The 12,537-nt window shown below is 42.8% G+C and carries 8 protein-coding genes; 7 read left to right on the forward strand and 1 reads right to left on the reverse strand.

Annotated elements, in window-relative coordinates:
* Nucleotides 1-188: 188 nt before the first annotated feature.
* The 6 genes from dgt to ACOOEY_RS11215 all read left to right on the forward strand — a co-directional run bounded on the left by dgt (nucleotide 189) and on the right by ACOOEY_RS11215 (nucleotide 11,301).
* Complete coding sequence (gene dgt / locus ACOOEY_RS11190; RefSeq protein ID WP_420384799.1) at nucleotides 189-1,496, forward strand: dGTP triphosphohydrolase; 1,308 nt, start codon at nucleotides 189-191, stop codon at nucleotides 1,494-1,496.
* Nucleotides 1,497-1,571: 75 nt separating this feature from the next.
* Nucleotides 1,572-3,998 (forward strand): efflux RND transporter permease subunit, encoded by a 2,427-nt coding sequence (locus tag ACOOEY_RS11195; protein WP_420384800.1) that lies wholly within the window; start codon nucleotides 1,572-1,574, stop codon nucleotides 3,996-3,998.
* Nucleotides 3,999-4,022: 24 nt separating this feature from the next.
* Nucleotides 4,023-7,328 carry an isoleucine--tRNA ligase gene (ileS, locus tag ACOOEY_RS11200; RefSeq protein ID WP_420384801.1) on the forward strand — a complete coding sequence of 1,102 codons (3,306 nt, stop codon included), beginning with the start codon at nucleotides 4,023-4,025 and terminating at the stop codon, nucleotides 7,326-7,328.
* A 7-nt stretch (nucleotides 7,329-7,335) separates the two neighbouring features.
* The gene (locus tag ACOOEY_RS11205; RefSeq protein ID WP_420384802.1) at nucleotides 7,336-7,929 is read left to right on the forward strand and encodes a lipoprotein signal peptidase; all 594 of its coding nucleotides are present in this window, start codon (nucleotides 7,336-7,338) and stop codon (nucleotides 7,927-7,929) included.
* 80 nt (nucleotides 7,930-8,009) lie between these two features.
* Nucleotides 8,010-8,366, forward strand: coding sequence for a hypothetical protein (locus ACOOEY_RS11210; RefSeq protein WP_420384803.1), 357 nt, complete (start codon nucleotides 8,010-8,012; stop codon nucleotides 8,364-8,366).
* 88 nt (nucleotides 8,367-8,454) lie between these two features.
* Nucleotides 8,455-11,301 carry a M16 family metallopeptidase gene (locus tag ACOOEY_RS11215; protein ID WP_420384804.1) on the forward strand — a complete coding sequence of 949 codons (2,847 nt, stop codon included), beginning with the start codon at nucleotides 8,455-8,457 and terminating at the stop codon, nucleotides 11,299-11,301.
* 44 nt (nucleotides 11,302-11,345) lie between these two features.
* On the opposite strand, the gene ACOOEY_RS11220 is transcribed toward ACOOEY_RS11215, so the two are convergent.
* The gene (locus ACOOEY_RS11220) at nucleotides 11,346-11,654 is read right to left on the reverse strand and encodes a DUF721 domain-containing protein (protein ID WP_420384805.1); all 309 of its coding nucleotides are present in this window, start codon (nucleotides 11,652-11,654) and stop codon (nucleotides 11,346-11,348) included.
* 105 nt (nucleotides 11,655-11,759) lie between these two features.
* Here ACOOEY_RS11220 and ACOOEY_RS11225 point away from each other — a divergent pair, with 105 nt between their 5' ends.
* Nucleotides 11,760-12,536 (forward strand): hypothetical protein, encoded by a 777-nt coding sequence (locus tag ACOOEY_RS11225; protein WP_420384806.1) that lies wholly within the window; start codon nucleotides 11,760-11,762, stop codon nucleotides 12,534-12,536.
* The last annotated feature ends 1 nt before the right edge of the window (nucleotide 12,537 follow it).

Consider the following 12,537-nt stretch of genomic DNA (forward strand, 5'->3'; position numbering starts at 1 on the left):
GGTTCTTTTCAGCTTATATTTTAACTGATTTTTCAAGACATTTCGTAAATGGCCATTCAATAGGTGTTTTTTATCAGTAAAAGCTGCAATGGTTTGCAATTTGACCTATGATTGGTGCTTTTTTGACCCTAAAAAGGAAATTGGTATTAATTGTAGGCTATTAGCAAGAACACACCATATTTGTCTTTATGAAATGGTTAGACCTGCTCAACATTGAATCTCAACAAACGAATGAAAGCGCCAGAACCTCTTTTGACAGGGATTTTGACAGAATAATCTTCTCTCATCCCTTCAGAAAGCTTCAGGATAAAACGCAGGTTCATCCCCTGCCCGAACACGATTTCGTACACAATCGTTTGACGCATAGTCTAGAGGTGAGTAGCGTAGGTCGCTCCCTGGGCCGCTTAGTAGGAGAGAGGGTGCTGGAAAGAACGCCTGCATTAAAAGGAGCTATTAATGCCAATGATTTTGGTGTCATTGTGGCCTCGGCATCACTGGCTCACGATATTGGAAATCCCCCTTTCGGCCACTCAGGAGAGGAAGCCATTTCAGAGTATTTTATTCGCAATAGTCAGGTCCTGGAGTCTCAGTTTACAGAACAGGAGTGGACAGACCTCATTAAATTCGAAGGGAATGCCCAGGGATATCGTTTGCTCAACAAATCAGGCTATCAGGGGTTGAAACTGACCGCTCCAACTCTTGCCGCTTTTACCAAGTACCCAAGACCTTCGAAAGTGGAGGATGCTTTCAAACCCAGAAGGAGTCAGAAGAAGTTTGGCTTCTATGCTTCAGAACAGGAGCTCTTCAGTGGAATGGTTGAATCACTTCAATTGAAAAGGTTGGCCGATTATCAGTGGGTCAGGCACCCTCTGGCATTTTTGGTTGAGGCTGCTGATGATATATGCTACCATGTCATTGACCTTGAAGATGGGTGCAACCTGGGCCTTGTCGGGCATGATGAAACCGTAGAATTATATGCCTCTGTCATCGGAGATCGCTTCGATAAAAATAAGCTATATAATATAAGGAGTAAAAAGGAGCAAATTTCAATCCTGAGGGCCCTTGCCATTAACGAACTGATCTCACAGAGTGTCTCTCTATTTCTCGATTGTGAAGATCAGATTTTGAACGGGGACTTTGATGCTGCATTGACGGATGTAATTCCGGCTACAGATTATCTGGCTGAAATCAGCAAAGTCAGTATTCAGAAAATCTACAGGTCGAGGACTGTCCTTGAAATTGAAGCTGCGGGGTTTACGGTGATCGAAGGCCTTCTTGGAGCTTTTGTTCCTTCTGTGATCAGTCCTGAACCTACGCGGAAAGACAAGGTGAACTACAGGCTGTTGCCTGAAGATACCAAACAGGAAATTGAAGAGGCGGCTACTCCGTATTTGGCCATCCGTGCCCTGTTGGACTTTATATCCGGCCTGACCGATACCAATGCCATGAGTTTGTACAGGAAAATTACGGGAATTTCATTGCCCGGAAGAGCTTAAAGCGCAAGGTTCAATAACCTTGGTTTCAGATATGAATCCATAGGGAAAATATTACCTTTGTGCTCTTATTCGAAAATGTGGTCTAAACTTCCCCATATTGTACTGAAATACAGGCTTATACTCATCATCTCGTTGGCTGTAGTTACTGCTGTTATGGCATACATGGCGCGCGATGTTCAGATGGCTTTTAATTTCAATACCGCAGTACCCAGTACTGACGAGAACTATATCTATTTCCAGAAATTCAAAGAGCGTTTTGGAGAAGATGGCAACATACTCGTTGTCGGTACTAAAGACAGTGCTCTGTATGAGTTGGATAACTTCAACGCCTATAAAGAACTAAGCGATAGCATTGCTGCCACTGAAGGGATCAGCAATGTGATTTCACTGGCCAGTCTTCAGAATGTGGTCAAGAATACTGAGAACAGAAGCTTTGACCTGACTCCCCTGATTCCGGACTATCCCAAGACACAGGATGAACTGGACTCACTCTTGGACGAGGCGCTGAAACTGAAGTTTTACACGGGTCAGTTGCTGAATCCGGAGAACGGAGCTACTCTCATTCTGATCAACATGGAGCGGGAAGTACTGAACTCTAAAGATCGCAATGGGTTAGTACGAAGTATTCAGCAAATGGGAGAAGCTTTTAGTGCTGAAACGGGCGTAGAGCTTCACTACTCCGGAATGCCTTTCGTGAGAACCGTGATGCAGGAAAAGACCAATAAAGAACTGCGTCTTTTCATAGTGCTGTCACTGGCCATAACTGCCCTTATCCTTTTCTTATTCTTCAGATCCTGGGTGTCTGTTATGGTACCACTGATTGTGATTTCAGTAGTGGTGGTCTGGGTTTTGGGTACCGTGGGCATTTTCAACTACAAGATTAATGTACTCACCGGATTGATTCCTTCAATCATTGTGGTGATTGGTATACCTAATGCCGTATATCTGATCAATAAGTACCATCAGGAATTTGTGAAGCATGGCAATAAGACCAGGGCTTTAAGTCGCATGGTTCGTAAGATTGGTCTGGTTACTTTCATTACCAACTTCACCACAGCCATAGGCTTTTTGGTTTTACTGACTACAGACATCAAGCTGCTGAAAGAGTTTGGTATGGTGGCAGGTATCAATATCCTGGCAACCTTCATTGTGAGTATCATTTTGATTCCAGGTATACTGAGCTACCTACCTCCACCAAAGGACAATCAGCTGAAGCACCTTGAGTTTAAAATCGTAGGGAAGTTCTTGACCTTATTGGACCTATTGGTTCACAGACACCGGTACAGAGTCTTCGGAGCCACAGCCGTTATTGTGACGGTTGCCGTCATTGGTTTAACCAAGCTGTATTCGGTGGCCTATATGGTCGATGACATACCCGAAAAGTCGACACTCAAGCAAGACCTGTATTTCTTTGAAGATAACTTCAGTGGAGTCATGCCGCTGGAAATCATTATTGATTTTGGAAAGCCTAAATCCACCATCAATGCCAGAAACCTGAGGAACGTAGATCGACTGGAGAGAGCACTTGAACCCCTGGAAAACGTTTCGACTCCTGTTTCAATCGTATCATTTGCCAAGGCCGTTCGGCAGGCCTTCTATAATGGTAATGAGAGGTTCTACGGCTTACCGAGTCCCAGCGACAGGAATGTTATTTTAAGTTATCTGAGTAATCAGAGTAATAATGCCAACTTCCTCAGTTCATTTGTAGACTCCACAGGTCAGGTAATGCGTGTATCTCTGAAGGTGGCAGATATTGGTTCTGTGCGGATGGATTCACTCATTAACAATGTAGTAGAACCGGAAATCGAGAAGGTCTTTGGTGATAACGAGGAGGTTCAAACAGCGGTAACCGGCTCAACATTACTCTTCGTAAAGGGGAATAAGTTTCTTATTGAAAACCTGAGAATGACCTTGCTATTGGCATTCGCCATTATAGCGGTGATTATGGCCGTCCTTTTCGCAAACTTCAGAATGATTATCATCTCGTTAATACCCAACTTCATTCCGCTGATTATGACGGCCGGAATTATGGGCTATTTTGGGATTCCACTGAAGCCATCTACCGCATTGATTTTCAGTATTGCCTTTGGAATCTCTGTAGATGACTCGATACACTTTCTGGCGAAATACAGACAGGAGCTATTTGCCAAAAACTTTTTTGTGCCGATAGCGATTAGTAATAGCATTAAAGAAACGGGATCGAGTATGCTGTATACATCCATCATACTCTTTTTCGGCTTCGTGATTTTTGTCTTCTCAGATTTTGGAGGAACCGTGGCCCTGGGTCTTTTGACTTCATTAACACTGTTCTTTGCCATGCTAACCAACCTGACCCTTTTACCGGCACTGCTTATGGTATTTGACAGTGGTAAGAGAGACAAAAACTTCCATCCATTAATTGAGCATTATGAGTTCTACATTGAGGATGAAGACGAAGAAATAGACACACAGAATCTTTTAATCAAGGAAAACGATCCTTTCATAGGAACAACTGAGAAGTAATTTTCAAACTGAAATTGAGTAGGGGTGAAGAAATACACAGAATATAAGCAAGCTGAATTCGCCAGGGTTGGTGAAGAAATACTGGACTTCTGGAAGAAGAACAACATTTTTGAAAAATCAGTAGATCAGAAAGAGGGCAATCCGACTTTCACCTTCTTTGAAGGACCTCCATCTGCTAACGGTACTCCGGGTATTCACCATGTGATGGCCCGAACTGTTAAGGATATTTTCTGTCGATACAAAACTCAGAAAGGCTTTCAGGTGAAGCGAAAAGGAGGTTGGGATACTCACGGTCTTCCTGTTGAGCTACAGGTTGAGAAAGAGCTGGGCATCAAGAAAGAAGATATCGGTGTGAAAGTTACCGTTGAGGAATACAACCAGAAGTGTCGCGAAACGGTGATGCGTTTCAAAGATCAATGGGATGACCTAACCGAGAAGATGGGTTACTGGGTAGATCTTGACAATCCCTACATCACCTTTGAGAAAGACTACATAGAAACCTTGTGGAGTCTGCTGAAAAGGCTTTACGACAAGGACTTACTATATAAAGGTTATACCATTCAGCCGTATTCTCCGGCAGCAGGAACCGGCCTTAGCTCACATGAGCTGAATCAGCCCGGTACCTACAAAGATGTGAAGGACACGTCTATTACGGCTATGTTTAAGGTAGAGGGCACGGAAAATGATTTCTTCCTGGCCTGGACTACCACGCCATGGACTTTGCCTGCTAATAATGGTTTGGCAGTTGGTGCCAACATCGACTATGTGAAGGTGAAAACCTTCAATCAATATACCTTCCAGCCAATCAATGTAATCCTGGCTAAGGATAGAGTCAATTCATACTTCAACCAAAAGGCCAAAGACCTGAAGCTTGAAGATTATAAGGAAGGTGATAAACTGATTCCTTTCGAAGTAGTAGAGACCTTCAAGGGTAAAGACATTGCCGGAAAGAGCTACGAGCAACTTATGCCTTACATACCTCTTCCAAAGCCTGCCTTTACCGTGGTGATCGGAGACTTTGTAACGACTGAAGACGGTACAGGTATCGTGCATATCTCGAAGACCTTTGGTGCAGATGACTTTAGAACTTCTGTGCAGTATAACATGCCTGGCGTGTTCGTAAAAGACGAAGAAGGAAAGGATGTGCCAATCGTTGACAAGCAGGGTAAGTATGTGAAAGAGATCACAGACTTTGCCGGAATGTATGTCAAGAATGAGTACTACAGAGAGGAGGAGATGCCAGAGAAATCTCTCGATGTGCAGATTTCCATCAAACTAAAAGAGGAGAACAGAGCATTCAGAGTAGAGAAGTATGAACACAGCTATCCGCATTGCTGGAGAACTGACAAGCCGGTACTCTATTATCCGCTAGACTCATGGTTTATCAAAACCACAGCTTACAAGGACAAACTGGTTGAACTCAATAAAACGATCAACTGGAAGCCGGCTTCTACCGGAGAAGGCCGTTTCGGTAACTGGTTAGAAAACCTGGTAGACTGGAACCTGAGCCGTTCACGTTATTGGGGAACTCCGCTTCCTATCTGGGTTTCTGAAGATAAAAAGGAACAGAAGTGTATTGGTTCACTCACCGAACTAAAAACTGAAGTAGACAAGGCAGTAGCTGCAGGATTTATGAGCGAATCTATCGGAGATGAATTCGATCCGCACAGACCTTATGTAGATGATGTGATTCTGGTAAGTGACAGCGGACAGAAAATGTTTCGTGAGCCAGACTTAATCGATGTTTGGTTCGACTCAGGGGCCATGCCGTACGCGCAATGGCACTATCCGTTTGAGAATGAAGACATCTTCGAAAAGAATTTTCCTGCCGACTTTATCGCTGAAGGAGTAGATCAAACCAGAGGATGGTTCTTTACGCTTCATGCATTGGCTGTGATGCTGCATGAGAATGTGGCCTTCAAAAATGTAATTGCCAATGGCTTGGTGCTGGATAAAAACGGTAATAAAATGTCCAAGCGATTGGGCAATGCCATCAACCCATTTGAGACCATAGCCAATTATGGCCCGGATGCCACCAGGTGGTATATGATCTCCAACGCCAACCCTTGGGATAACCTGAAATTCAATATTGAAGGAGTTGGTGAAGTGCAGAGAAGGTTCTTTGGAACACTTTACAATACCTATAACTTCTTTGCCCTTTATGCTAACCTCGATGGTTTTAGATTTGAAGATGCTCCCATTGCTCTCAGTCAAAGACCTGAGAGTGACCGTTGGATTCTTTCAAGGTTGAACTCTCTGATCAAAGAAGTAGATGCAGCCTATGATGCCTATGAACCAACTAAGGCTTCAAGAGCCATCATGGACTTTGTTACCGATGAGCTGAGCAACTGGTATGTTCGTTTGAACAGAAAACGTTTCTGGAAAGGCGAATACAATGAAGATAAGAAAGCAGCTTATCAGACGCTCTATACCTGTCTGATTACGATTGCCAAACTGGGTGCTCCTGTAGCTCCATTCTATATGGAGAAACTCTATCAGGACTTGAATGCGGTTAGCGGACTTGATCAGGAAGAGTCAATTCACCTGAGCCAGTTCCCTGAAGCAGACGAGGCCTGCATCAATATAGAACTGGAAGCCCAGATGAAACTGGCACAAACCATTTCTTCATTGACCCACTCCCTCAGAAAGAAAGAGAAACTGAAGGTTCGACAGCCATTGAGCAGAATTATGATTCCTGTTTTGGATAAAACAGTCAGACATAATGTCGAACACGTTCAGGAACTGATCAAGACCGAGGTGAATGTGAAGGCTGTTGAATTCCTTGACGATGACAGTGGTATTTTGGTGAAGAGTATTAAGCCAAATTTCCCGTCTATTGGTAAGAAGTATGGTCCTAAGGTAAAAGCCATCGTTGCTGCAGTCAATGGTTGGGGTAAGGCAGAGATTGCTTCTATTGAATCACAAGGTTCTCATGATCTCGATATTGATGGTGAAACCATTACACTGACCCTCGAAGATGTAGATATCAGCAGCCAGGATATTCCGGGCTGGTCAGTAGCTTCTGAAGGTAAAACCACAGTGGCCCTTGATATTACCTTAACCGATGAGCTCAAGATGGAAGGATTGGCCAGAGATCTGGTAAACAGAGTTCAGAATATGCGTAAGGATATGGGTCTTGAGGTTCAGGATAAAATTGACATCTCCGTTTTAAGGGGTGATCAGTTTGTAGATGATGCCCTGGAAGCTAACCGGGAATATATTTGTACAGAGACGCAGGCCTTATCGCTCGAATTTGCAGATAAGCTAAATGAGCCACAACAAGTGGAAATTGATGAAAGAACGTTAGAGATAGAGATTAAGCGAAGATAGTCTCATTTTGAAACACCAAAGGTTCTTTCTCTTTACCCTCATTATTGTTTTAGCAGATCAGGCAATTAAGTTGCTTGTTCATTTTAATATGACCATGGGCCCGGCAGGTGAGATTGATCTGCTGGGTGAATGGTTCAAACTCCATTACATTCTAAATAAAGGAATGGCCTTTGGTCTGAGCTTTGGCTCTACCTATGGTAAACTGTTCCTCTCCCTATTCAGATTAGCAGCCATAGGTGGTTTTAGCTGGTTAATTATTTACCTGGTTCGGGAGCAGCACTCAAAAGGTCTCATCTGGTGTGTGGCGGCCATTCTTGGAGGAGCCATTGGCAATCTCATCGACAGTGTGTTTTATGGAGCCCTCCTCGATAATGCTCCCTATAATTCAATTACTCCCTGGTTTCACGGTCAGGTAATAGACATGATTTATCTGGACATTTGGGAAGGCTATGTTGCCGACTGGGTTCCGCTTTGGGGAGGAAAGAAGATTGCCCTTCTACCCATTTTTAACCTGGCCGATATTGCCATCTTTCTGGGCGTGTTGATCATCATAATCCGTCAAAAGGCCTTTCTCCGCAACAAACCTGCTTTAAACCATTAACAGGAGCTTTCGTAATGTTAATTGAATATTACTTGAATGTTAAGTCAAGTTAATATTGTTTTGTATGTTCAAAGATGTCAATGATGGAAACGGTAGAAAAGATAGAAGAGCGAATTGATCAGTTAAAGTGGAAGTCTCTTTCCCCTTATCAAAGGTTAGTTTTGAAGAGGGAGTCTGTTTTGAATCGCAAGTTCGGATCTAAGGAAAAGAAGCGTGAACTGACTTGGTACATTAATTCTAATAAGGTTTTGCTGCTTATTCTTTGCCTGATTATTAGCTATGTAATTCTGTTTGTGCAGGCCAGCAATGAATTCCTTCTGTTCCTGTTTCTGGCGACAGCCATTTTCGTTGCCCAACGCATAGAGTTAATCCAGCGGCTCTCCAATCTTAACGAAGCTAAGTTTCTGAAAAAGATCTTAGAGGATATTAAACGCTAGGCTTATTTATTAAATAAAGTCAAAATATTTCGTGTTTAGTCAATAATTTCTATATTGAACTAACTCAATAGTTAGTAAACACGAAATCATGCAAAAGACAAGTCAAAAACTTCTGGTGGCTTTCATAGCCTTTTGGATTCTCTGTCCAATTCAATCATGGGCTTTTCAGGAACTGCCTGTAGATCCCAATGTTAAAATCGGAAAGCTAGACAACGGCTTTACCTATTATTTAAGATCCAATCCTCTGCCTGAAGACAGGATCGAATTTCGTCTGGCCATTAAGGCCGGTTCCATTCTGGAAGATGAAGATCAGCTCGGTTTAGCTCACTTTACAGAGCATATGCTTTTCAATGGTACTAAGAACTTTGAGAAGAATGAGTTGGTCGATTTTCTTCAAAAAATGGGCCTTGAGTTTGGTGGAGATCTGAATGCTTACACCAGCTTCGATGAAACAGTCTACATGTTACCGATTCCTTCAGATAAGCCTGAAAATGTAAAGGATGCGATGACTGTTCTCAGTGACTGGGCGCACCAGGCCACTTTCGAGAATGAAGAAATTGATAAGGAGAGAGGAGTGGTTATGGAAGAGTGGAGGCTTAGACTTGGCGCTTATGAGCGCATGAGAAAGCAGATTTGGCCTATCACACTAGCTGGTTCCAGATATGCAGAAAGACTACCTATCGGAGAGCCCGATATCCTGGAACACTTTGAGTATGATGCTGCCAAAAGATTCTACAGAGACTGGTACAGACCAGATCTTATGGGGCTTGTTGCGGTAGGCGACTTCGATGTGGCTGAAATGGAAGCCATGGTGAAGGAGTATTTCGGGGGCATTGAAATGCCGGCTAATCCAAGAGAAAGAAAGTACTACACCATGCCTGATTTTGAAGGTACACGTGTAGCGATTGCTTCAGACGATGAGTCTACCGGGAACTCTATCAATATCAGTTTTATCCAGCCGGGAACAGATAAGTCAGAAAATACAGAGGCTGACTTGAGAGAGAGTCTCATGCACAGCCTTTACTCTCAAATGATGAATCAAAGGTTGAGAGAGTTGGTTCAGTCCGAAAACCCTCCTTTCCAGTATGCATACAGTGGCTATGGAAGTTCGCTGGGCAAGGATAAGAGAGAGTATTCCATTGGTATTCAGGTAAAAGAAGGAGAATTTGAAGGCGGTTTGAGAGCCGCTGTCCGTGAAAATGAACGTGTGAGAAGATATGGTTTCACTGCGGGGGAAATGGAAAGAGCGAAAGCTTCCTACATGAACTCTATTGAACGCTATGCCAAGGAAGCCGATAAAATGGAATCATGGAGAATCATCAACCAGTACCTCAGCCACTTTCTGCAGGGAGGCTCATTGATCAGCCCTCAGCAAAGATTGGAATATGCAGAGAAGATGATTCCAACGATTCAATTGGAAGAGATCAACGCCTTACTTAAGCAATGGTGGAGCGAAGAAAACAGAACTATTGAAGTAACCGCTAAATCGGATGTAGCCGATCAAATACCTTCAGCGGATGCAATGATTGAAATTCTGGATAACATTACTTCTGATCAGACCATTGAACCTTATGCCGAAGAAGAAATTGCCTCTTCTCTGATTACCAAGATTCCTGCTGCCGGTAAAGTTACCTCCGAAGAGACCAATGAGATAACCGGCATTACCAAAATGACGCTCAGTAATGGAGCAACCGTTTATGTGAAGCCAACTGAGTTTAAAAATGACGAGGTCAGGATGTCCGCCTTTAGCTATGGAGGTACCTCTCTATATCCCGATGAGGTATATTGGTCTGCTGCCAATGCTTCTACCGTAGTGACAGAAATGGGTCTTGGAGAACTGAGCCAGATTGATCTGGGTAAATTTATGACGGGAAAAACAGCCAGTGTCAGAACCTATGTCAATGCCTATGAAGAGGGAGTAACCGGCTTTTCCAGTATTAAAGACCTGGAAACATTCTTTCAAATGGTACATCTCAAGTTTACCACAGTAAGAGAGGATGAGGCCGCCTTTAACAGCTGGATTACCAGAACCAAGAATCTCTACGCCAACTTTAGCTCAAGCCCTGATTTGCAGTACTCCATTCAGAGACAGCAACTCATGTATGATAATCACCCAAGAGTACAGTTTCCTGATGAGGCCAGCTTCGATGCTATTGAAATGGATAAAGCCATAGAAATCTATAAGGAAAGGTTTGCCGATGCTGCCGATTTCCAGTTTGTCTTTGTGGGGAATATCGACATGAACACCTTTAAGCCTTTGCTGGAAACCTATGTGGCCTCTTTACCAGCCACCCGTTCCAATGAGAAATATCGCGATATAGGGTTGGAGGTAGTAGATGGCACCATCGACCAGAATATTTTTGTCGGAGTAGATGATAAGAGCCAGGTTAATATTACCATCAGCGGGGACTATGAATATTCATTGGAGAACAATGGGTTGATGAATGCAGCAGCCAGTCTGCTTTCCAATAAAATGATTGAAACCCTTAGAGAAGAAATGGGAGGTGTTTATGGAGCAGGAGCCAGTGCACAGGTGGTTGATATTCCGAATCCACGCATCATGTTCAATATCTCATTCCCTTGTAAGCCAGACAATGCCGATGCCCTGGCAGAAGCGGCTATGAAAGAACTGGAGAACATCAAACAAGGCAATTTCACTCAGGAAGACCTGGACAAGGTGATTGCTGCCAGAAAACAGAACTTCGAAGAACAGATTAAGCAAAATAATTACTGGGAAGGCATTATGACTGCATACCTGCGTTCGGGGGACGATTTAGAATTGATTCTTCAGGGTAATGAAAGAGCCGATGCTATTACCAAGGAAGCCATTGTTGAAGCCATGAATAAGTTCATTAATGAAGATAATATGATCAAAACCGTAAGGATGCCTGAGAGTAAGAAGGCAGAATTACAGCAGGAGATTAAGAAAAATTAGTCTATGTTTTTAAATCGTAAAAGGGGTGCCAATTGGTGCCCCTTTTATTTGATAATGACTTCATTGACGATTGAGCTTCCCAGCTCTCTGGCGATTAGTACCAATATTTTATCTCGTGACATGGTGAGTTCGTGTTTCAAAGGAGCTGAGCTGATGTGAACAAATAGCTTCTTGTCTCGGATATAGACCTTCGAGGTACGCTTGGCAATAGGAGCCCCCATAATTTTTTCCCATGAATTAATCAGATTGGTTTCATGGAATTTCTCTTCAATGTGAAATGACTTCAACATTTCCTGAATAGCCTCACCTAATGATTCAGGTTCACCTTTTCTGCTTTTCTCATTCTTCCTCATCGCTAATTCTTTCAGGTTCAGATGTCAAATGTACTGATTCGGGGCTTGACGTTTGTCTTCACTATTAAATTAACCAATATTTAAGGAAAGTATGGTTGTATGTTTATGAGAAAGCTTTTTAAAGTTGGTAAAAACCTCAAATGGATTCTGCTTGAATTGTTCGTTGTTTTTGTCGGTGTTTATATGGCTTTTCTCTTTCAACAATATGCTGAAAATCAAAAGCTTGCTCAGGAAAGAGATAAAGTTTTAATCAGTCTGAAATATGAACTCGATGACTTTAGAACCAGCTTCCCTCGCTATGCCAATTTCCAGGCAGATAAGAACCAGGAGTGGGATAGTCTTTTTGCTGTAAGGGAGGTAGGAGACTTTTATAACTGGCGTTATCTCGAGCCACAATACAACTACAAAATCATAGAATATGCAATGAATCAGAAGGGAACCGATGTAGTAAGCTTTGAGCTCTACGATCAACTCTCCAAACTCCATTCATTTATCAAAAGGCTTGAACATGCCGAAAGAATGATGACCGAACACGGTCAGCTGTATAGAAACATTGCACAGTCATGGTCAAAGGAATCAATGGAATATCAGACAAGAAATGCCGATAACCGATTCAACTTCTTTAAGTTCAGAATTGCGGCTCAAGACAGGACGGGAAACCTCAGAAGAATAGCCCTTATGTCTGAAGAAGTAGTAAAAATGATCAATGAAGACCTCGGGCCAAAAAAGACGAAGGCATCGGAGATCAAAATGATGCATGATTACTTAGATGCCGATTTAGGCGAAGATTTCGTGAGAGAGATGTTTAACGACTATTTCGATAATTTCTCAGCAGAAGAAATAGATGGGTTGATTGAAGAATGGCAATCTTCGAAAAAGTGAA

Origin of the sequence: Roseivirga sp., from assembly GCF_965216855.1 — a bacterium.
In the GTDB taxonomy this organism is placed as follows: Bacteria; Bacteroidota; Bacteroidia; order Cytophagales; family Cyclobacteriaceae; genus Roseivirga.